Here is a 21,644-nt window from a genome sequence, read left to right as displayed (position 1 = left end):
AAAGAGCACAGGGAGAACCGCCATGTACCAATATTTCATCGAGGGCCTGCAACGTCTCGGCCGCGCGTTGATGCTGCCGATCGCGATCCTGCCGATTGCCGGCCTGTTGCTGCGTCTGGGCGACACCGACCTGCTGAACATCGCCATCATCCATGACGCCGGCCAGGTGATCTTCGCCAACCTGGCGATGATCTTCGCCATCGGCATCGCGGTCGGTTTCGCCAAGGACAACAACGGCACCGCAGGCCTCGCCGGGGTGATTGGTTACCTGGTGATGATCTCCACGCTCAAGGTGCTGGATGCGAGCATCAACATGGGCATGCTCGCCGGGATCGTCAGCGGCTTGATGGCCGGCGCGCTGTACAACCGCTTCAAGGACATCAAGCTGCCGGAGTACCTGGCGTTCTTCGGCGGACGGCGCTTCGTGCCGATTGTCACCGGCTTCGCCGCCGTCGGTCTGGGCGTGATTTTCGGTTTGATCTGGCCGCCGATCCAGCACGGCATCAACGGTTTCGGCGCACTGATGATGGAGAGCGGCAGCATCGGCGCCTTCGTCTTCGGCGTGTTCAACCGGTTGCTGATCGTCACTGGCCTGCACCACATCCTCAACAACATGGCGTGGTTCGTCTTCGGCAACTTCACCGACCCGACCACGGGCGCCATGGTCACCGGCGACCTGTCGCGCTACTTCGCCGGTGATCCGAAGGGCGGCCAATTCATGACCGGCATGTTCCCGGTGATGATCTTCGGCCTGCCCGCCGCCTGCCTGGCGATGTACCGCAACGCCCTGCCGGAACGCCGCAAAGTCATGGGCGGGATCTTCCTGTCGATGGCGCTGACTTCCTTCCTGACCGGCGTCACCGAACCCATCGAATTTGCGTTCATGTTCCTCGCACCGTTTCTGTTTTTGCTCCATGCGCTGCTGACGGGGTTGTCGATGGCGATCACCAATGCGCTGAACATCCACCTGGGTTTCACCTTCTCGGGCGGCTTCATCGACATGGTGCTCGGATGGGGAAAATCCACCAACGGCTGGTTAGTGGTGCCGGTAGGCTTGGCGTATGCGGTGGTGTATTACGGGGTGTTTGATTTCTGCATTCGCCGCTTCAACCTCAAGACGCCAGGGCGTGAAGAGGTGCCGACCGGTGACAAGGTTGTGGTCACCGAGAATGAACGAGCCGGGGCATACATCAAGGCACTGGGCGGGGCACAGAATCTGATCACCGTCGGGGCATGTACCACGCGGTTGCGGCTGGACATGGTGGATCGCAACAAGGCCAACGATGCGGAGTTAAAAGCGCTGGGGGCGATGGCGGTCGTGCGTCCCGGCAAGGGCGGGAGCTTGCAGGTGGTGGTCGGGCCGATGGCGGATAGCATTGCCGATGAAATTCGTCTGGCGATGCCGGCGCTGGGGCGTGCGCTTGTTTCTTCCCCTCCTGCCGTTGTCGATGCGCCTGTACCGGCAGCTGTAGCAAAATCGGAGGCGCAGCAATGGCTGAAGGCATTGGGTGGTGGAGACAACGTGTTGCAGATGGATTGCGTGGCCATGACGCGGATTCGGTTGCAACTGGCGGATGGCAAGGCGTTGTCGGAGGGTGATTTGAAGGCGCTGGGTTGCCAGGGGGTCAGTCAGCTTGAAGGCGGTGTCTGGCACCTGCTGATTGGCGACAAGGCGCCGAGTTTGAGTGGGGCGCTGGAGGCGTTGGTCAATCGCAGTGAGGTGAGTGCCAAGGTTTAGATTTCTGGCGCCTGGCAGTCTGTCATCGCGAGCAGGCTCCCCACATTGGATCTGTGTTCACCGAACCATTGTGGAAGTGATCTTGCTCGCGACGGGGCCCTCACAAACACTGAAAAATGCAAAGCCCGCTCACCTTCACAGGCTCGGCGGGCTTTTGATTTTCACCTCAGAAACTCATTTGCCACTGCCCGATCAGGGCATGATTACGGCTGTTGCTACCTAGCTCCCCGTTGTAACCAACACTCAACGTGTGACGTGCGGAAAGTCCGACATCCACCCCGGCCTCGACCATAAGGCTGTCACGATCCAGGGCGCTGCCTTCGACGTTGAATGCACTGCCGCCCAATAGAAAGGCTTGACGGGTTTCGCTGTCGACATCACCGAACGTATGGCGCCAGCCCAGGCTGGCCCGGGGTGTCAGGCTGATGCCGTTCTCCAATCGATTGAGGTGCGCCAGGCGCACACCGAAGGTGCTGCTGAAATTGGCCTCTGTCTGGTCATCGACGTTCAGTGCGGCGAGCCCACCTTTCTCGGTGAAACCATCCCGGTGATAACGTTGGTAACCCAGATTGGCAAACGGCTCGACATTCAAGCGACACAATGCAGCAGCGAATCAGCTGGCGGCAATTATGGGACTACTGGCGCTGGAATGACACTAACCCGAGTTCTCACACCCGATCACTGAACATTCAGTGACAGCCAAAGACTAGAGACCCGACGTCCGACGGACAACCTGAAAACCCTGTGGGAAGGTTCTGGTTATTTGACACAGACTTAAACAGGCCCAATGTCCTTGATGACTGAACTGGGCTCCCACAGTTTGAACCCGGTGTATTCAGATAGAAAGTGGTCGGCTGACAGGCCGTCATCGCTGGCAAGCCAGACTCCCACAGGGGTTGAGGACATCTGCAAAGGATCAGTCGGCTGTCAGGTCCCCTTCGCGAGCAAGCCCGCTCCCACAATTGGATTGAATGCAGTCAGGTAGAAATTGGTCGTCTGTCAGTACGTCATCGCGAGCAGGCTCACTCCTACAATGCATTGAGTACATCTGCAAAAATCAGGTTGCCTTACAGGGCGCCATCGTTGGCAAGCCAACTCCCAAATGGAAGTACGCTCCCCCTGTGACAGCGGGCATGCTCGCGAAGAACGATGAGAGACCCCGACATGACATACCGATTCGAACTCAAACTCTGAAAAGCCTGGTTTTAGAAACTCATCTGCCACTGCCCGATCAATGCCTGATTACGACTATTACTTCCCAGATCCGCGTTGTAACCAACGGTGAGGGTATGACGCGCCGAAAGCCCAACATCCACCCCTGCCTCAACCACCAGGCTGTTTCGATCCAGTGAAGTGCCTTCAACATTGAATGCGTTTCCACCCAACAGGAAAGCCTGACGAGTTTGACTGTCGACATTCCCGTAGATATGGCGCCATCCCAAGCTGGTTCGTGGCGTCAGACTGATACCGTTCTGCAGTTGATGAAGCAGCACCAACCGCACGCCCATTGTGCTGCTGAAATTCTCCTGCGTCTGAGCATCGACAGCCAGGGCTGCAATTCCACCCTTCTCGGCAAAATGATCACGGTGATAACGCTGATATCCCAGATTGGCAAAAGGCTCGATATTCAGGCGCCCGCTACCCAAAAGATAACCGGCCTCAGCAAATGCCTGTTGGCTGTCGGCATCGTAACTGCCCTTTGGCCGGTCGCGAAAACTTTCAAACTCGACAATACGTTTATTGTCGCCGTCATGGCCGCTATAAGCCGCCCCCAAGCGCAATACGAATGGACCGTCCCTACGCATGGCATAAGCGCCAACATGCCAGCTGTGAAATTGGCCATCCACGTTATGGCTATCAAGATTGCTCTTTGAATAGCCAGCTAAAACGCCTACACGCCACAAGGGTGAGAGTGACCAATCAACTCCCAGCACGCTGCCGGCTGTGCGTTGCTCAAAACTGGAATTGCCCTGTTCGCCGTCGAGCTTGCCGTAGCTGCCAATGCCTTGCAGCCATACGCGGCCCGGTGCGCTTGGATCGTTCAAATTGCGAACAGTTTTCGCAACGCCAGTGGCCGCCAGAACTGGTGTCTGTGATGAATCCAGCCCCACCCGCAAACCGCTATCGCTGCCCATTTGCTGCATCGCTATACGCATGCTGGTCATTACCGACGAACTGGCGGCCAGTGTGGCGCTGCTCAAATTGGCATTGCTGCCAGCGGCGAGACTTTCGATGGCTGCACTAATGCCTGCAGCACTTTGAGAGATCGTCATGACAGCGTTGTAAAGGACGTTGGACTTGTCCCCATTGACCGGAAATCCAGACCCTGGAGGCCCAAAGATCGGGTCGAAATCGAGTGCAGGGCTTATCGTTTGGATACTTTCAGCGGCATGGGCACCGTTCGCCGTCCGAGCATAACGACTAAGGTCGGTATAACGTGTATGAGGAACGGCCACCCGACTGAAGGCATCGCTGATCGTCTCTGCCGCTCTGACTTGATTGAAGAAACCTCCTGCAAAAACCGAGGCCATACATACGGTGAAACGATGACGGGTAAAAAACATGCGAGAAATCCTTTTGTCGTTATGACTCGATGATCCTATATAGCGCTTTGGCATTATCAAAAAAAAGCAGGCAAAAAAAACCGCTAAAATCATTTTCAGCGGTTCTTTTATCAGCGGCCAAAGACTCAGAAATCTTCCAGCTGCCACACCTCATAAGCCGGTGTCTCGTAGGGATGGCTGAGTTTCAATGCGGCCACCACGGCCACGATCAACTCATCCGCCACCACCAGCTCAACCTTCCATTCCTCAACCTGCTCGACCTGCCCCGCCTCCCCAATAAACGGCTGACTGCCATCCAAAGGTCGAAACTGGCCCAGGCCAAGCACCTGCCACGCGCAATGATCATAAGCCCCGATCCGCCCGCCACCGGCAGCGAATACGGCGCTTTTGACCTGTTCCACGTGACTGGCCGGAACAAAAAAGCTGAGCTTGTACACAGCCCTTAGTTCACCCAGACGCGCGCATTACGGAACATACGCATCCAAGGAGCGTCTTCGTTCCAGTCTTCCGAACGCCACGAGTTCTGCACAGCGCGGAACACGCGTTCCGGGTGCGGCATCATGATCGTTACGCGACCGTCGCGGCTGGTCAGACCGGTGATCCCGCGCGGCGAGCCGTTCGGGTTGGCCGGGTAGCTTTCGGTGACCTTGCCGTGGTTATCGACGAAACGCATCGCCACGCAACCGGACAGATCCGCTTCCAGCAACGCTTCTTCGCTGGCGAACTCGGCATGACCTTCACCGTGAGCGATCGCGATCGGCATGCGCGAACCGGCCATGCCTTGCAGGAAGATCGAGTTCGACTCCTGGACCTGAACCATCGCCACACGCGCTTCGAACTGCTCGGAGCGGTTGCGCACGAAGTGCGGCCAGAACTCGCTGCCCGGGATCAGCTCGTGCAGGTTGGACATCATCTGGCAACCGTTGCACACGCCGAGGGTGAAGCTGTCGGTACGCTCGAAGAAACCCTGGAACGCATCGCGAGCACGGCTGTTGAACAGCGCGGACTTGGCCCAGCCTTCGCCGGCACCGAGTACGTCTCCGTAGGAGAAACCGCCGCACGCCACCAGACCTTTGAACTCGTTCAGGTCGACACGGCCGGCCAGAATGTCGCTCATGTGCACGTCGATCGCGTTGAAACCGGCGCGGTCGAACGCGGCCGCCATTTCCACCTGACCGTTGACGCCCTGCTCACGCAGCACGGCAACTTGTGGGCGGATGCCTTTCTTGATGTAAGGCGCGGCGACGTCCTGGTTGACGTCGTAGCTCAGCTTGACGCTCAGGCCCGGGTTGTCTTCTTCCAGCAGCACGTCGAACTCTTGCTCGGCGCAGTCGGCGTTATCACGCAGACGCTGGATCTGGTAGCTGGTTTCAGCCCACTGACGTTGCAGCAGACGACGCTGACCTTCGAACACGGTTTCGCCGTTGAAGGTGATGTTGATCTGGCCGTTGTTCATCGGCTGACCGATCACCGACACGCACTCGCCCAGACCGGCAGCGCTGAACTGCGCGAGGATGTCCGGCGTGGCGTCCTGGCGAACCTGGATCACGGCGCCCAGTTCTTCGTTGAACAGGATCGCGGCGATGTCGGCGGAGGTTTCAGCCAGACCGTCGAGGTTCAGGCTCAGGCCACAGTGACCGGCGAACGCCATTTCCACGGTGCTGGTCAGCAGACCACCGTCGGAACGGTCGTGGTAGGCCAGCAGGTGACCGTCGGCATTGAGGCCTTGGATCACGGCGAAGAAAGCTTTCAGGTCTTCGGCATCATCGACGTCCGGCGCTTGCGAACCGAGCTTGCCGTGAACCTGGGCCAGGATCGAGGCGCCCATGCGGTTCTGGCCACGGCCCAGGTCGATCAGGATCAGGTCGGTGGTGCCCTTGTCCATGCGCAGTTCCGGGGTCAGGGTCTGACGGATGTCAGCCACTGGCGCGAAACCGGTCACGATCAGGGACATCGGCGAGGTCACGGTCTTGTCGACGCCTTCGTCGTTCCAGCGCGTGGCCATGGACATGGAGTCCTTGCCCACCGGAATGGTAATGCCCAGGTCCGGGCACAACTCCATGCCGACCGCTTTCACGGTGTCGTACAGACGCGCGTCTTCACCCGGGTGACCGGCAGCGGACATCCAGTTCGCCGACAGTTTGATGTCGGAGATCTTGTTGATGCGCGAAGCGGCAATGTTGGTCAGGGTTTCGCCGATGGCCATGCGGCCCGACGCCGGAGCGTCCAGCAGTGCCAGCGGAGTACGCTCGCCCATGGCCATGGCTTCACCGGTGTAGACGTCGAAACTAGTGGCGGTGACGGCAACGTCAGCCACCGGAACCTGCCACGGGCCGACCATTTGGTCACGGGCCACGAGGCCGGTGATGGTGCGGTCGCCGATGGTAATCAGGAAGCTTTTGCTCGCCACGGCCGGGTGATGCAGCACGCGCTCGACGCAGTCGGCAATGTCGAGGGTCGACGGATCGAAATCGTCGCCCAGTTCGTTTTCACGAACGGCCGAACGGTGCATGCGCGGGGCTTTGCCCAGCAGCACTTCGAGCGGCATGTCCACCGGGCTGTTGCCGAAGTGACTGTCGGTGACCGTCAGTTGCGGCTCAGCAGTGGCTTCGCCAACCACGGCGAACGGGCAACGCTCACGTTCGCAGATCGCCTGGAAGCGTTCGAAGTCGGCCGGGCCGACCGCCAGAACGTAGCGTTCCTGGGATTCGTTACTCCAGATTTCGTGCGGGGCCATGCCCGGCTCGTCGTTTGGAATGTTGCGCAGTTCGAAGCGGCCACCACGGTTGCCATCGTTGACCAGTTCCGGGAAGGCGTTGGACAGACCACCCGCGCCGACGTCGTGGATGAAGCTGATCGGGTTTTTGTCGCCCAGTTGCCAGCAACGGTCGATGACTTCCTGGCAGCGACGTTCCATCTCAGGGTTTTCGCGCTGTACGGAAGCGAAGTCCAGGTCTGCCGAGCTGGTGCCGGTGGCCATGGAGGAAGCGGCGCCGCCGCCCAGGCCGATGAGCATTGCCGGGCCGCCGAGGACGATCAGCTTGGAGCCAACGGTGATCTCGCCTTTCTGTACGTGTTCGGCACGGATGTTACCCATACCGCCGGCCAGCATGATCGGCTTGTGGTAACCGCGAACTTCGTCGCCACGCGGGGTGGTGATCGACTGTTCGAAGGTACGGAAGTAACCGGTCAGGGCTGGACGGCCGAATTCGTTGTTGAACGCGGCGCCACCCAGTGGGCCTTCGATCATGATGTCCAGCGCAGTAACGATGCGCTCAGGCTTGCCATACGGCACTTCCCACGGCTGTTCGAAGCCCGGGATCTGCAAGTTGGAGACGGTGAAACCGGTCAGGCCGGCCTTTGGCTTGGCGCCACGACCGGTAGCACCTTCGTCGCGAATCTCGCCGCCACTGCCGGTGGACGCGCCCGGGAACGGGGCAATCGCGGTCGGGTGGTTGTGGGTTTCGACTTTCATCAAGATGTGCACCGGTTCCTGCACCGCACCGTACTGGCGGGTTTCAGGGTCCGGGAAGAAACGGCCGGCGACGTTACCGACGATCACCGAAGCGTTGTCCTTATAAGCCGACAGAACGCCTTCGCTGTGCATCACGTAGGTATTCTTGATCATGCCGAACAGGCTTTTTTCCTGGCTCTGACCGTCGATGTCCCAACTGGCGTTGAAGATCTTGTGACGGCAGTGCTCGGAGTTCGCCTGGGCGAACATCATCAGTTCGATGTCGTGAGGATTGCGCTTCAAGCCGACGAAGGCGTTGACCAGGTAGTCGATCTCGTCTTCGGCCAGGGCCAGGCCCAGCTCGGTGTTGGCTTTTTCCAGCGCGGCGCGGCCGCCACCCAGCACGTCAATCGCGGTCAGCGGTTTCGGCTCGGCGTGGCTGAACAGGCCGGCGGCTTGTTCGAGGTTGCCCAACACGATTTGAGTCATGCGGTCGTGCAGACCGTCCGCAATCAGTTGCGCGTCGGCGTCACTGAACTGACCGGCCACGTAAAACGCGATGCCGCGTTCCAGGCGCTGGATCTTGCTCAGGCCGCAGTTGCGAGCGATGTCGCTGGCCTTGCTGGACCATGGCGAGATGGTGCCGAAACGTGGCAACACCAGGAACAGACGACCGGTCGGCTCTTGTACCGGAACACTTGGGCCGTACTTCAGAAGGCGCGCGAGCACCTGCTGTTCGTCGCCGGTCAGGACGCCGGTGACTTCGGCGAAGTGAGCGAATTCAGCATACAAGCCGCTGACAGCCGGGACCTTCTGGCTCAGTTGCTCAAGGAGTTTGCTGTGGCGAAAGGCAGAAAGGGCAGGAGCGCCGCGCAGGATCAACATCTTCGGGACAGCCTCGGGAAGGGGTGTGCTTTGAGGCCGTGCATTCTAGCCTAAACCGCCCGCGACATCACCCGAAACGGTGCGCGCGGGTGCACCCGAACGTCGGGCCGGGCATTTGGACCTTAAACAGCGGTTCGCCGAGGGTTATTTTTTATGTCACAAATTACCGTTCGGGCCCATTCCTGCGGGCTCCAAGCGGGTTTTACGCTGCCTAGCAGACAAGCCCTTCGCTGTCGAGATATGGCGCTCGTGGTCCTTTGCGTATACTGCGCAGATGTTTTCCCCAACGGCTTTGCGTCCGCGGTTCGCCAAATGGCTGATCGCAACCGGACTCTTCCTGATGCTCAGTGGCTGTGTTGATAAACCCAACACACTGGAGCGCGTAAAGGAGGATGGTGTGCTGCGGGTGGTTACCCGAAACAGCCCCGCCACCTACTTTCAGGATCGCAACGGTGAAACCGGCTTCGAATACGAGCTGGTGAAGCGCTTCGCCGACGATCTGGGGGTGGAACTCAAGATCGAGACCGCCGACAACCTCGACGACCTGTTCAATCAGGTGGGCAAGCCTAACGGCCCGGTGCTGGCTGCTGCCGGTCTGGTCAGCAGCGAGAAACGCAAACAGCAGGTGCGGTTTTCCCACTCCTATCTCGAAGTCACCCCACAGGTCATCTACCGCAACGGCAAATCGCGGCCGACCGATGCTGGCGACCTGGTCGGCAAGAAGATCATGGTGCTCAAGGGCAGCACCCACGCCGAGCAATTGGCGGAGCTGAAAAAGAAATACCCCGGCATTGAATACGAAGAGTCCGACGCCGTTGAAGTCGTCGACTTGCTGCGGATGGTCGATGAAGATCAGATCGACCTGACCCTGGTCGACTCCAACGAAGTGGCGATGAACCAGGTCTATTTCCCCAAAGTGCGGGTCGCCTTCGACCTCGGTGAAGCCAGCGATCAAAGCTGGGCCGTGGCGATGGGTGACGACAATAGCCTGCTCAACGAGATCAATGCGTATCTCGACAAGGTGAAGAAAAACGGCACTCTGCAACGTCTGAAAGACCGTTACTACGGACATGTCGATGTCCTCGGCTACGTGGGCGCCTACACCTTCGCCCAACACTTGCAGCAACGCTTGCCCAAGTACGAACAACACTTCAAGGCCTACGCCAAGAAAGAGAAAGTCGACTGGCGCCTGTTGGCGGCCGTCGGTTATCAGGAGTCGTTATGGCAAGCCGCGGTCACGTCCAAGACCGGCGTTCGCGGGCTGATGATGCTGACCCAGAACACCGCGCAGGCCATGGGCGTATCCAATCGCCTCGACCCCAAGCAAAGCATCATGGGCGGCGCCAAATACCTGGCCTACATGAAGGATCAGCTGGACGAATCGATCCAGGAGCCGGATCGCACCTGGTTTGCACTGGCGGCCTATAACGTCGGCAGCGGCCATCTGGATGACGCGCGCAAACTGGCGGCGAAAGAAGGCCTGAACCCGGACAAGTGGCTGGACGTGAAGAAGATCCTGCCGCGCCTGTCAGAGAAGAAGTGGTACAGCAAGACGCGTTATGGCTACGCCCGGGGCGGAGAGCCGGTGCACTTCGTGGCGAACATCCGTCGTTACTACGACATTCTGACGTGGGTCACGCAGCCTCAGCTTGAAGGCAATCAGGTGGCTGAAGGCAACCTGCATGTGCCGGGGGTCGACAAGACCAAGCCGAATCAGGAAACCCCGCAGCTTTAAATCTGGGTTGCTTTTGAGGACGCCTTCGCGGGCAAGCCTCGCTCCTACAGGGCCGTGTTGTGCCGCAACTTTGCATACGACACCGGCCCTGTAGGAGCGAGGCTTGCCCGCGAAGGCAGCACCTCGTTCTCAGCCCTTCAAGGCCGCAGCCAAGATCAATGCTTTCATCTCGGACACCGCCGACTTGAACCCGACAAACAACGCATGCGCCACCAGCGCATGGCCGATGTTCAGTTCGTTGATGCCCTTGATCGCGGCCACCGCTTCAACGTTGTGATAATGCAGGCCGTGGCCGGCATTGACGATCAGCCCCTGAGCCAGGCCAAACGCTACGCCATCCGCCACACGCTTCAGCTCTTGCGCCACGTCGGTCGGTGTCTCGGCATCGGCATAACGACCGGTGTGCAACTCGATAGCCGGCGCCCCCACACGACGGGACGCTTCGATCTGCCGCTCGTCGGCATCGATGAACAGCGACACCTCACAGCCAATCTTCGACAGGCGATCCACCGCCGCCTTGATCCGCGCCTCTTGCCCTGCCACGTCCAGGCCACCTTCGGTGGTCAGTTCCTGACGGGTTTCCGGGACCAGGCAAATGTGCGCCGGGCGGATGCGCTCGGCGAACACCATCATTTCTTCGGTGACGCCCATTTCGAAATTCATGCGGGTTTGCAGTACATCCTTGAGCAACAGCACGTCGCGTTCCTGGATGTGTCGACGGTCTTCGCGCAGGTGCACGGTGATGCCGTCAGCCCCCGCCTCTTCCGCGTCCAGCGCTGCCTTGACCGGATCCGGGTAACGAGTGCCCCGGGCCTGACGCAGAGTGGCAACGTGGTCGATGTTCACGCCAAGAAGAATGCGATTGCTGGTGGTCACGGAAGCGCTCCTGAATTTAAAGATTCGGCGCACAGCATACGGGGAGACTACGGCTTGCGAAACAGCTCGCGACTGACCAGCGGACGACCGCCCAAGTGAACAGCCAATGCCTGACGCATCAGACGCTTGGCGGCGGACAGCGCACCGGGTGCGGTCCAGTCAGCCTCAGCCATGGCCAACAGCTCGGTGCCGTTGAACAGACCGGGTTGCAGCAGATAGACCTGCTCCAGGCCAGCATCCACTTGCAAACGATACAGACCGTCCGGAGCAATGGGCTCGCCGTGGATGTCGGTGGTCAGGGCGAAACCGTAACCGAGGTCGTCGAGCAGGCGCCACTCGAAGGATCGCAGCAACGGCTCCAGGGGTCGGCCTTCGGCCAGCGCCAGCAACGTCGCAGCGTAGTGATCAAACACGCCTGGGTGCGGGTCTTCGGCGGGCAGCAAGCGGATCAGCAGTTCGTTGAGGTAGAGGCCGCTGAACAGCGCCTCGCCGTTGAGCCAGGTTGAAACACCGGCGGCTTCCATTCGCCCAACGTTCTTCAGCTCACCCCGCCCGCGAAACTCCACTTCCAGCGGCACGAAGGGCCGCGCCAATGTCCCGGCCTTGCCCCGCGCGCTGCGCAACACCGCCCGTAGCCGACCTTGCGGCGTGAGGAAGTCCACCAACGCACTGCTTTCGCGGTAGGCGCGGGAGTGGAGGACGTAGGCGGGTTGGCCAATGGGCTGGGACATGGAGTTCTCAATGAAGAAACGCGATCTTATAAACAACCAGAAACCAATGTGGGAGCGAGCCTGCTCGCGATTGCGGTCTGCCAGTCAACAGTGATGTTGAATTTCAGGTCCTCATCGCGAGCAGGCTCGCTCCCACAGGGGTTCTTCGGTGTATCTGGATCCGGTGTTACAGGTCGCCGTAGCCCAGCGAACGCAATGCGCGCTCGTCGTCGGACCAGCCGCCTTTCACTTTCACCCACAGGTTAAGCATGATCTTGGAGTCGAACAGCAATTCCATATCCTTGCGCGCCTCGGTGCCGATGCGCTTGATGCGCTCGCCCTTGTCGCCAATGATGATTTTCTTCTGGCCGTCACGCTCGACAAGGATCAAGGCATGGATGTGCAGGGTTTTTCCCTGCTGCTTGAACTCTTCGATTTCGACGGTGATCTGGTACGGCAGCTCGGCGCCCATCTGGCGCATGATTTTCTCGCGCACCAGTTCTGCGGCGAGGAAACGGCTGCTGCGGTCGGTGATCTGGTCTTCCGGGAAGAAGTGATCGTTTTCCGGCAGGTAACCGGCAATCACCCGCTCCAGCGCTTCAAGGTTGTGCCCGTGCTGGGCCGAGATCGGCATGATCTGCGCGTTCGGCAGCTGCTCCTGCAACCAGCTCAGGTGCGGCATCAGTTCAGCTTTGTCTTCGATGCGATCGGTCTTGTTCAGCGCCACGATCAGCGGGCCGGTCACGTACTGGACCCGCTCGAGGACCATCTGGTCTTCGTCGGTCCACTTGGTGCGATCCACCACGAAGATCACCACGTCGACGTCTTTCAACGCCGCCGAGGCGGTCTTGTTCATGTAGCGGTTCAGGGCCTTTTCGCCGCCCTTGTGCATGCCCGGGGTGTCGACGTAGACGGCCTGGATGGCGCCTTCGGTCTTGATGCCCAGCATGTTGTGGCGGGTGGTTTGCGGCTTGCGCGAGGTGATCGCCAGTTTCTGACCCAGAATGTGGTTCAGCAGCGTGGACTTGCCCACGTTGGGACGGCCGACGATGGCAACATAGCCACAGCGAGTTGCAGTTGAATCAGTCATTGCCATTCTCCACACCCAGGGCAATCAGTGCTGCGGCGGCCGCTACCTGTTCGGCAATACGACGACTCACACCCTGACCTCGGCTTTTTTCATTCAGTAAGGTGATTTCACATTCGACGAAGAACGTCCGGCAATGCGGCTCACCCTGGATATCCACCACTTCGTAACGCGGCAGCTCGCAACCACGCGATTGCAGGAATTCCTGCAGGCGGGTTTTTGGATCTTTGTTGGTGTCGACCAGCGTCAGGCCTTCGAACTCACCGGCCAGCCAGGCCAGCACGCGTTCGCGCGCCATGTCCATGCCAGCGTCCAGGTAGATCGCACCGATCAACGCTTCGAGGGCATCGGCCAGAATCGACTCGCGACGGAACCCGCCGCTTTTCAACTCACCGGAGCCCAGGCGCAGGTATTCGCCCAGATCGAAACCGCGGGCCAGTACGGCCAGCGTCTCACCTTTCACCAGACGTGCGCGCAAACGCGACAACTGGCCTTCACGGGCCAGCGGGAAGCGATCGAACAGCGCCTCGCCAGCGACGAAGTTGAGGATGGCATCACCGAGGAATTCCAGGCGTTCGTTGTTGCGCCCGGCAAAACTGCGGTGAGTCAGGGCCAGGACCATCAGCTCCTGATCCTTGAAGGTGTAGCCGAGCTGACGCTCTAGACGGCTTAAGGAGACGCTCACGGTTTACCCACGCTGAGTTCGTGGCTGGATTCCACCGCCATGGCCGTGATACGACGCAGGCTTGGGACAATTAACGCTGTGTTCAAAAATTACGTCCTGAATATCGTTGTTTTCATGCCTCTGGCGCCGATTGTGCCGACTCCAGAAATGCATTCGGCGCTGTGTTCAACAGCGCCGTGTGTGATTACTTGATCAGGCCAACCCGCGAGAAATTCGGCAGGTGACTGAGTTTGGGTTCCGGCCAGCTCATCCAGACTGCGAAGGCCTTGCCGACGATATTCTTGTCGGGAACCATGCCCAGCAGATCCTTGGGAATGCTCGGATCGTCCCAGTAGCGACTGTCGTTGGAGTTGTCGCGGTTGTCGCCCATCATGAAGTAATGCCCGGCCGGCACGGTCCATGAACGGTCCGGCGATGCGCGATAGCGGCTCATCTCCTTGCGAATCAGGTGCTCGGCGACGCCGAGTTTTTCCTTGTAGAGCTCGGCACTGCCCAACGTGCCCGGCTCGGAGCCGACCAGTTGTTCGGCAATCGATTCACCGTTGACGAACAGACGCTTGTCGGCGGTGTAGCGAATCTGGTCGCCCGGCAGGCCCACCACACGCTTGATGTAGTTGACGTTCGGATCGCTCGGGTAGCGGAACACCATCACATCGCCGCGCTGCGGATCACCGACTTCGATGACTTTCTTGTCGATCACCGGCAAGCGGATCCCGTAAGAAAACTTGTTCACCAGAATGAAGTCGCCGACGTCCAGGGTCGGTTTCATCGAGCCGGAAGGAATCTGGAACGGCTCCACCAGGAACGAACGCAGCACCAGCACGATGAACAACACCGGGAAGAACGACTTGCCGTATTCGACCAGCAGCGGCTCTTTGTTCAGTTTCTCGACGACCACCATGTCAGCCTGGCTGACACTCCCCTGATAGGAGTTGATGGCAGCCCGGCGCCGAGGCGCCAGGAACAGCAGATCGAGCAACGCCAACAGGCCGCAGACGAACACGGCGATGACCAGCAACAGCGGGAAATTTAGTGACATAGGACCTAACTATCCAACCTGAGCACCGCAAGGAAGGCTTCTTGTGGAATTTCCACGTTGCCGACTTGCTTCATGCGTTTCTTACCGGCCTTTTGCTTTTCAAGCAGTTTTTTCTTACGGCTAACGTCACCGCCGTAGCATTTGGCCAATACGTTCTTTCTGAGTGCCTTGACGGAGGTCCGCGCAATGATCTGCCCGCCAATGGCGGCCTGGATCGCGACGTCGAACATCTGGCGCGGAATCAGTTCTTTCATCTTCTCGGTCAACTGGCGACCTTTGTAGTGCGCGTTATCCTTGTGCACGATCAGCGCCAGGGCGTCGACCTTGTCACCGTTGATCAGCACATCCAGTTTCACCAGATTAGCCGACTGGTAACGATCGAAATGATAATCCAGCGAAGCATAGCCGCGGCTGGTGGACTTCAGACGGTCGAAGAAGTCGAGGACCACTTCGTTCATCGGCAAATCGTAGGTCACCTGGACCTGCGTACCGAGGAACAGCATGTCGTGCTGCACGCCACGCTTCTCGATGCACAGGGTAATGACGTTGCCCAGGTGCTCTTGCGGCACAAGAATATTGGCCCGCACGATCGGTTCACGCATGTCTTCGATCGAGGACAGGTCTGGAAGCTTCGACGGGTTATCGACGTAAATCGTTTCACCGGTTTTCAGCAACAGCTCGAAAATTACGGTCGGCGCCGTGGTGATCAGGTCCAGGTCGTACTCGCGCTCCAGGCGCTCCTGGATGATTTCCATGTGCAGCATGCCGAGGAACCCGCAACGGAAGCCAAAGCCCAGGGCGTCGGAGCTTTCCGGGGTGTACTGCAGGGACGAGTCGTTCAGCGTGAGCTTTTGCAGGGCTTCACGGAAATCTTCGAAGTCGTCGGAGCTGACCGGGAACAGGCCGGCATAGACCTGCGGCTGGATGCGTTTGAAGCCTGGCAACACGTCAACGTCCGGCGTGGAGCTCAGGGTCAGGGTGTCACCGACCGGTGCACCGTGAATGTCCTTGATGCCGGCAATGATGAAGCCCACTTCGCCGGCTTTCAGGTCAACGGTCGCGGTGTGTTTCGGGTTGAAGACACCGACGCTGTCCACCAGGTGGATCTTGCCGGTGGACTTGACCAGGATCTTGTCGCCCTTCTTCACGCGACCGTGACGCACGCGGACCAGGGAAACGACGCCCAGGTAGTTGTCGAACCAGGAGTCGATGATCAACGCTTGCAGCGGATCTTCGTAGTTGCCAGTCGGCGCAGGAATGGTGTGAACCAGGCGTTCGAGCACTTCGTCGACGCCCAGGCCGGTCTTGGCACTGCACTCGACCGCATCGGTGGCATCGATGCCGATGATTTTTTCGATTTCTTCTTTGACGCGGTCCGGATCGGCCTGCGGCAGGTCGATCTTGTTCAGGACCGGCATGACTTCAAGGCCCTGCTCGATCGCCGTGTAGCAGTTGGCTACAGACTGCGCTTCAACGCCCTGACCGGCATCGACCACCAGCAACGCGCCTTCACAGGCCGCCAGCGACCGGCTGACTTCGTAGGTGAAGTCAACGTGGCCCGGGGTGTCAATGAAGTTCAGCTGGTACTTGATGCCATCGCGAGCGGTGTAATACAGGGTGACGCTGTGGGCCTTGATGGTGATCCCGCGTTCACGTTCCAGGTCCATGGAGTCCAGCACCTGGGCTTCCATTTCGCGCTCGGCAAGGCCGCCGCACATCTGGATGAAGCGATCGGCCAGCGTCGACTTGCCATGGTCAATGTGGGCGATGATGGAGAAATTGCGGATATGACTCAAATCACTCACGGATCAACACTCAAAAAGGCTGCAGGCATAGCCCGCCGAAAAATAGCCGGGAATTGTACCTGATCCACGGCGCAAGCGTCACGTTCGCAGGTCAGACGGCACCTACAAAAACGCCCCGGTCTTGCGACAGGGGCGTTTTTTATCACCAGCGAGGTCGGGGGAACGCCCTGATCAGCCGGCTCGGCGCAACAGCCAGACACCCGCCAGGGCACAGACACCGGCCGGAACCAACACCGCAAACAGCGGCGAAAAACCGAACACCAGGCTCGAAGGCCCCAGCAAATCCTGGACGATGCGGAAGGTGAAGCCGACCAGCACGCCAGTGAAGACCCGCTGACCAAGGGTCACCGAGCGCAATGGCCCGAAGATGAAGGAAATCGCCATCAGTACCAGCGCGGCGGTCACCAGCGGCTGCAACACCTTGACCCAAAATGCCAGCCAGTAACGGCCGTTGCTCAGGCCCTGGTCAGCCAGGTAGTGGATGTAACCCCACAGACCGCTGATCGACAGCGTGTCAGGCGACATCACCACCGTGCTCAGCAGTTGCGGACTCAAGGCAACATCCCAACGCTCTTCCGGTGCAGTGACCACTTCGGTGCTCTTTTCATGGAACAGCGTGGTGGTGACGTCGCTCAACTGCCAGTGATCCTGATCGAACTTCGCCCGCTTGGCGAAGCTGGACGACAGCATATGACGCTCATTGTCGAAACGATAACGGGTGACGCCGTACAGCAGACCGTTCGGCTGCACAGAGTTGACGTGAATGAACTCGTCACCCTGGCGATGCCACAAGCCATGCTTGGCGCTCTGTGCATCGCCGCCACCCTGAGCCAGGGAACGGTTGGCCTGAGCGGTGACTTCGGTGGCCGGCGCGACGTACTCGCCGATCAGCACCCCCGCCACCATCAGCACCAGCATCGGCTTCATGACGGCCCAGACGATCCGGCCGACCGACACACCGGCGGCGCGCATGATCGTCAGTTCGCTGTGGCTGGCCAGGCTACCAAGGCCGATCAGGCAACCGATCAGTGCCGCCATCGGCAACATGTCGTACAAACGACGGGGCGCGGTCAGCAAGACGTAGCTCAAGACGTCCACCAAGGTGTAGGTGTCGCTGACCTCACTCATCTCATCGATGAAGGCAAACAGGGTCGCCAGGCCAAGGATAATCCCCAGCACCGCCAGGATGGCTACGAATACGCTGCTACCAATGTAGCGATCGAGCTTAACCACGAGCCACCTCCAGCGCACTGCGGCGACTCGCCATCTTCAAGCGCAACGGCTCCCAGTAGAGCAAGCCCAGGCCAATGGCCAGGAAGATGCCGTGAACCCACCACAACCCCAGCGCCGGCGGGATCTTGCCTTTTTCGAGGGCGCCGCGCGCGGCAATCAGGATGCTCAGGTAAGCCATATAAAGAAGAATCGCCGGCAGCAGCTTGAGAAAACGGCCTTGACGTGGATTGACCCGCGACAGCGGCACCGCCATCAAGGTCACGATGAACACCAGCAACGGCAGGGACAGGCGCCATTGCAGTTCAGTGCGCGAACGAATGTCATCACTGCCGATCAAGGAACGGGTGGTCATTGCATCGCGGTCGGTGACTTCGTCGCTGACGTCCGGCTTGGGCAGCAATACGCCGTATTCCTCGTACTTGATCGCCCGGTAGTCGGCCTGCCCCGGGTTACCGTCGTAGCGATAGCCGTTGTCGAGAATCAGGTAGCGATTGCCGTCAGGGCGGATTTCCTGACGACCCTTCTCGGCCACCAGCACGGAGATCCCGCGATCCTTCTTATCGGACGAGATGTTCTTTTGCGAAATGAACACGCCACCGAGGTTGATACGATCATCCGACAGCGTTTCGGTGTAGGTCACCCGAGTCCCGTCACGTAGCGCCTGGAAGCGACCCGGCTCAAGGGTATCGAACTCGGTCAGCGCATCCTGCTTGTTCAGCAGCAACTGGAACTGATTGGCACCTTGTGGCGCCAGGCTCAGACTCAGCCAGGCCACGACCAGCGCAACCAGCGTGGCCGGAAACAGCGTCATGGCAAACAGACGTTGCTGGCTCATGCCGGTGGCCGACAACACGGTCATTTCGCTTTCAAGGTACAGGCGACCGTAGGCCAGCAGGATCCCGAGAAACAGGCCCAACGGCAGGATCAGTTGCAGGAAACCTGGCAGACGAAAGCCCATGATCAGGAACAGGGAGCCCGGATCCAGCAGGCCCGAGGCCGCCTGGGCAAGGTATTTGATGAAGCGCCCACTCATGATGATGACCAGCAGCACGGCGCTGACGGCGCTCAAGGTCAACAGGACTTCGCGGGACAGATAACGGAAGACAATCAAACCAGACACTCCAGGGTTGTCAGGCTAAGGCGGCCAAACAAGCAAACGTATCAGACAGCCCGCAGGGCAGAGCCGCCGAAAAAGTTGGCGCATTATCCTGTGATTGGGTGCGCCTGTCACTGCGCATGCTCAAGCAGGCGGGTAATGCGTTGAAGATCGTACAACCGAGGGTTGTCAGGCGCAGGGAGCGAGGTTCAAACTGCGGCCTTTGTCGCGGGCCGTGACCTGCGTCTTTCTATCTATAAGCAAGCGTCTGTGCGCCGCCGTTTTGCCCGCGCACGTTGACCATTCATTCAGGGACCCGGACATGGAACTGGTTGTAAAGAGCGTTAGCCCAGAAACGTTGAAGACCGCCACTCTGGTGGTCGCCGTCGGCGAAGGCCGCAAGCTCGGCGCCGCTGCCAGACAACTCGACGAACTGAGCGGCGGCGCCCTCAGCGCTGTACTCAAGCGCGGCGACCTGGCCGGCAAAGTCGGCCAGAGCCTGTTGCTGCACAGCCTGCCGAACCTCAAGGCCGAACGCGTTCTGCTGGTCGGCGTGGGCAAGGACGAAGAGCTGGGCGACCGCCCGTTCCGTAAAATCATCGCCGGCGTCCTCAATACCCTTAAAGGCCTGGGCGGCACCGACGCCGTTCTGGCGCTGGACGAAATCGTGGTCAAGGGCCGCGACAGCTACGGCAAGACCCGCCTGCTGGCCGAAACCCTGGTGGATGGCGAATACACCTTCGACCAGTTCAAGAGCCAGAAAGCCGAACCTCGCGCCCTGAAGAAAATCACCCTGGTGACCATCAAGGCGGCACAGGCCGAAGTCGAGCGCGCCGTGGCCCACGCCACTGCGATTGCCAACGGCATGGCGTTCACCCGCAACCTGGGCAACCTGCCGCCGAACATCTGCCACCCGACCTTCCTTGGCGAACAAGCCAAGAACCTGGGCAAGGAATTCAAGAGCCTGAAAGTCGAAGTCCTCGATGAGAAGAAGATCAAGGACCTGGGCATGGGCTCGTTCTACGCCGTGGGCCAGGGCAGCGCCCAGCCACCGCGCCTGATCGTCATGCAATACAACGGCGGCAAGAAATCCGAGAAACCTTACGCACTGGTCGGCAAAGGCATCACCTTTGACACCGGCGGCATCAGCCTCAAGCCTGGCTTGGGCATGGATGAAATGAAGTACGACATGGGCGGCGCAGCCAGCGTGTTCGGCACCCTGCGTGCCGTGCTCGAGTTGAAACTGCCGATCAACCTGGTGTGCATCCTGGCGTGCGCCGAGAACATGCCGAGCGGCAATGCTTCGCGCCCGGGCGACATCGTCACCACCATGAGCGGCCAGACCGTGGAAATCCTCAACACCGACGCCGAAGGCCGTCTGGTGCTGTGCGATGCCCTGACCTACTCCGAGCGTTTCAAGCCGCAAGCCGTGATCGACATTGCGACCCTGACCGGCGCTTGCGTCGTTGCACTGGGCGCGCACACCTCCGGCCTGCTGGGCAACAACGACGAACTGATCGGCCAACTGCTGAGCGCCGGCAAGGCCGCCGACGACCGCGCCTGGCAACTGCCGCTGTTCGATGAGTACCAAGAGCAGCTGGACAGCCCGTTCGCCGACATCGCCAACATTGGCGGCCCGAAAGCCGGCACCATCACCGCCGCCTGCTTCCTGTCGCGCTTCACCAAGAACCTGAACTGGGCGCACCTGGACATCGCCGGCACCGCATGGACCAGCGGCGGCAAGGACAAGGGCGCCACTGGCCGTCCGGTTCCGTTGCTGACCCAATACCTGCTGGACCGCGCCAAAGCCTGAAACCGATGACCTCGGGCTGCGTTGCTTTCGAGTAACGCAGCCCCGGGCTCAGGAACCGCAATGACCAAAGTCGACTTCTATGTCCTGCCCAGCGCCGATCCGTCGGCACGGCTGGATTTCGCCTGCAAGCTCACCGAAAAAGCCTGGCGCATGGGCCACCGCATTTACCTGCATTGCAGCGATGCCGCCCAACGCGAGGATCTCGACGCGCGTTTGTGGGCCTTCAAGGGCGAAAGCTTCGTGCCTCACGGTCCTGCCGAAAGCGAGCCGGATAGTTTGATTGTCCTGGGTCTTGGCGATGACTGCGGTCAACATCAGGATCTGCTGGTCAACCTTGCCCTGAAAGTCCCGGCCTTTGCCAGCAAGTTCGCCCGTGTAGCGGAAGTGGTGGTGGAGGATCCGACGATTCGTGCGGCCGCGCGGGAGAGTTTCCGTTTCTATCGCGAACAGGGCTATCCTCTGCAAGATCACCGTTTACAGCGACTCTGAGCATTCCGATGGACACTCCAAAACCGCAACAAAAGTCCGCGCACCTGCTGGATGACCTCGAGTCGATCCGCCAACTGCTCGGCGATGACAACCTGCAACCGCCGCTGCTGACCGACACGGTCATCGAAGGTGATCAGGAACAGATTCCCATGCTGTTCGACTCCGTCAGCGCTGCGCCGCAGACCGTCGAACCGACACCGCCCGCCCCTGCCGCGCAACCGGCACCTGCGGCCAGCAAAGGCCCCGATGCCTTGCTGCACCTGGACAGCGAACTGCGTGCGGCAGCGCTGTTGATCATGCAAGACGTGATCGACGACTTCGCACCGCATATCGAAACCGAGATCAAGCGCCGGCTGGATGCGCGGATGGAACGGTTGCTCAGCCAGTACGAATAACACTGAGTCGAGCGGGCGTCTGTGGCGAGGGAGCTTGCTC

At 59.8% G+C, this 21,644-nt stretch carries 15 protein-coding genes and 2 pseudogenes; 5 read left to right on the top strand and 12 right to left on the bottom strand.

Annotated features, from left to right (window positions below):
* Positions 1 to 22 precede the first annotated feature (22 nt).
* Positions 23 to 1,738, top strand: coding sequence for an N-acetylglucosamine-specific PTS transporter subunit IIBC (gene nagE, locus RHP74_RS05565; protein WP_311098241.1), 1,716 nt, complete (start codon positions 23 to 25; stop codon positions 1,736 to 1,738).
* A gap of 166 nt (positions 1,739 to 1,904) precedes the next feature.
* On the opposite strand, the pseudogene RHP74_RS05560 reads toward nagE, so the two are convergent.
* The 4 genes and pseudogenes from RHP74_RS05560 to purL form a co-directional block, all read right to left on the bottom strand.
* Positions 1,905 to 2,333 (bottom strand): annotated as a pseudogene (locus RHP74_RS05560) (autotransporter domain-containing protein); the annotation flags it as partial.
* Between the two features lie 610 nt (positions 2,334 to 2,943).
* Positions 2,944 to 4,032 (bottom strand): annotated as a pseudogene (locus tag RHP74_RS05555) (autotransporter outer membrane beta-barrel domain-containing protein); the annotation flags it as partial.
* A 395-nt stretch (positions 4,033 to 4,427) separates the two neighbouring features.
* Positions 4,428 to 4,739 carry a YqfO family protein gene (locus RHP74_RS05550; protein WP_311098239.1) on the bottom strand — a complete coding sequence of 104 codons (312 nt, stop codon included), beginning with the start codon at positions 4,737 to 4,739 and terminating at the stop codon, positions 4,428 to 4,430.
* A gap of 5 nt (positions 4,740 to 4,744) precedes the next feature.
* On the bottom strand, positions 4,745 to 8,641 hold the full coding sequence (gene purL, locus RHP74_RS05545) for a phosphoribosylformylglycinamidine synthase (protein ID WP_311098238.1): 3,897 nt from the start codon (positions 8,639 to 8,641) through the stop codon (positions 4,745 to 4,747).
* 274 nt (positions 8,642 to 8,915) lie between these two features.
* Here purL and mltF point away from each other — a divergent pair, with 274 nt between their 5' ends.
* Entirely contained in the window at positions 8,916 to 10,376 is a 1,461-nt protein-coding gene (gene mltF / locus RHP74_RS05540; protein WP_311098236.1) for a membrane-bound lytic murein transglycosylase MltF, read from the top strand.
* Between the two features lie 129 nt (positions 10,377 to 10,505).
* On the opposite strand, the gene pdxJ is transcribed toward mltF, so the two are convergent.
* The 8 genes from pdxJ to lptF all read right to left on the bottom strand — a co-directional run bounded on the left by pdxJ (position 10,506) and on the right by lptF (position 18,922).
* Positions 10,506 to 11,252 carry a pyridoxine 5'-phosphate synthase gene (gene pdxJ, locus RHP74_RS05535; protein ID WP_077748282.1) on the bottom strand — a complete coding sequence of 249 codons (747 nt, stop codon included), beginning with the start codon at positions 11,250 to 11,252 and terminating at the stop codon, positions 10,506 to 10,508.
* Positions 11,253 to 11,299: 47 nt separating this feature from the next.
* Positions 11,300 to 11,983, bottom strand: a complete 684-nt coding sequence (gene recO / locus RHP74_RS05530) for a DNA repair protein RecO (RefSeq protein WP_010463052.1) — start codon at positions 11,981 to 11,983, stop codon at positions 11,300 to 11,302.
* Between the two features lie 166 nt (positions 11,984 to 12,149).
* Entirely contained in the window at positions 12,150 to 13,052 is a 903-nt protein-coding gene (gene era / locus RHP74_RS05525; protein ID WP_010463054.1) for a GTPase Era, read from the bottom strand.
* On the bottom strand, positions 13,045 to 13,734 hold the full coding sequence (gene rnc, locus RHP74_RS05520; protein ID WP_010463056.1) for a ribonuclease III: 690 nt from the start codon (positions 13,732 to 13,734) through the stop codon (positions 13,045 to 13,047). Before rnc ends, era begins: the two co-directional genes overlap by 8 nt.
* Before the next feature lie 184 nt (positions 13,735 to 13,918).
* Positions 13,919 to 14,773, bottom strand: a complete 855-nt coding sequence (gene lepB, locus RHP74_RS05515; RefSeq protein ID WP_010463058.1) for a signal peptidase I — start codon at positions 14,771 to 14,773, stop codon at positions 13,919 to 13,921.
* A 5-nt stretch (positions 14,774 to 14,778) separates the two neighbouring features.
* Positions 14,779 to 16,578 (bottom strand): translation elongation factor 4, encoded by a 1,800-nt coding sequence (lepA, locus tag RHP74_RS05510; protein ID WP_042932348.1) that lies wholly within the window; start codon positions 16,576 to 16,578, stop codon positions 14,779 to 14,781.
* A gap of 171 nt (positions 16,579 to 16,749) precedes the next feature.
* Positions 16,750 to 17,811, bottom strand: a complete 1,062-nt coding sequence (lptG, locus tag RHP74_RS05505) for an LPS export ABC transporter permease LptG (protein WP_077748280.1) — start codon at positions 17,809 to 17,811, stop codon at positions 16,750 to 16,752.
* Positions 17,804 to 18,922, bottom strand: a complete 1,119-nt coding sequence (gene lptF, locus RHP74_RS05500) for an LPS export ABC transporter permease LptF (RefSeq protein WP_010463065.1) — start codon at positions 18,920 to 18,922, stop codon at positions 17,804 to 17,806. The genes lptG and lptF overlap by 8 nt, the downstream gene beginning before the upstream one ends.
* Before the next feature lie 307 nt (positions 18,923 to 19,229).
* Here lptF and RHP74_RS05495 point away from each other — a divergent pair, with 307 nt between their 5' ends.
* Genes RHP74_RS05495 through RHP74_RS05485 form a run of 3 tightly spaced genes read left to right on the top strand, consistent with a single transcriptional unit; the run spans position 19,230 to position 21,604 of the window.
* Positions 19,230 to 20,720, top strand: a complete 1,491-nt coding sequence (locus RHP74_RS05495) for a leucyl aminopeptidase (protein WP_304816506.1) — start codon at positions 19,230 to 19,232, stop codon at positions 20,718 to 20,720.
* 60 nt (positions 20,721 to 20,780) lie between these two features.
* Positions 20,781 to 21,209 (top strand): DNA polymerase III subunit chi, encoded by a 429-nt coding sequence (locus tag RHP74_RS05490; RefSeq protein WP_010463068.1) that lies wholly within the window; start codon positions 20,781 to 20,783, stop codon positions 21,207 to 21,209.
* A gap of 8 nt (positions 21,210 to 21,217) precedes the next feature.
* Positions 21,218 to 21,604: a hypothetical protein gene (locus RHP74_RS05485; protein ID WP_010463070.1), complete on the top strand. Its 387-nt coding sequence runs from the start codon at positions 21,218 to 21,220 to the stop codon at positions 21,602 to 21,604.
* Positions 21,605 to 21,644 lie beyond the last annotated feature (40 nt).

Source organism: Pseudomonas sp. SG20052, assembly GCF_031766055.1.
GTDB lineage: Bacteria > Pseudomonadota > Gammaproteobacteria > Pseudomonadales > Pseudomonadaceae > Aquipseudomonas > Aquipseudomonas mandelii.
This window is presented reverse-complemented; position numbering and strand designations above follow the sequence as displayed.

Coding starts and splice junctions, on each gene's coding strand:
- lepB (WP_010463058.1), bottom strand. CDS start 14,773: ATGTCACTAAATTTCCCGCTGTTGCTGGTCATCGCCGTGTTCGTCTGC.
- mltF (WP_311098236.1), top strand. CDS start 8,916: ATGTTTTCCCCAACGGCTTTGCGTCCGCGGTTCGCCAAATGGCTGATC.
- recO (WP_010463052.1), bottom strand. CDS start 11,983: ATGTCCCAGCCCATTGGCCAACCCGCCTACGTCCTCCACTCCCGCGCC.
- nagE (WP_311098241.1), top strand. CDS start 23: ATGTACCAATATTTCATCGAGGGCCTGCAACGTCTCGGCCGCGCGTTG.
- RHP74_RS05485 (WP_010463070.1), top strand. CDS start 21,218: ATGGACACTCCAAAACCGCAACAAAAGTCCGCGCACCTGCTGGATGAC.
- RHP74_RS05490 (WP_010463068.1), top strand. CDS start 20,781: ATGACCAAAGTCGACTTCTATGTCCTGCCCAGCGCCGATCCGTCGGCA.
- era (WP_010463054.1), bottom strand. CDS start 13,052: ATGACTGATTCAACTGCAACTCGCTGTGGCTATGTTGCCATCGTCGGC.
- RHP74_RS05495 (WP_304816506.1), top strand. CDS start 19,230: ATGGAACTGGTTGTAAAGAGCGTTAGCCCAGAAACGTTGAAGACCGCC.
- purL (WP_311098238.1), bottom strand. CDS start 8,641: ATGTTGATCCTGCGCGGCGCTCCTGCCCTTTCTGCCTTTCGCCACAGC.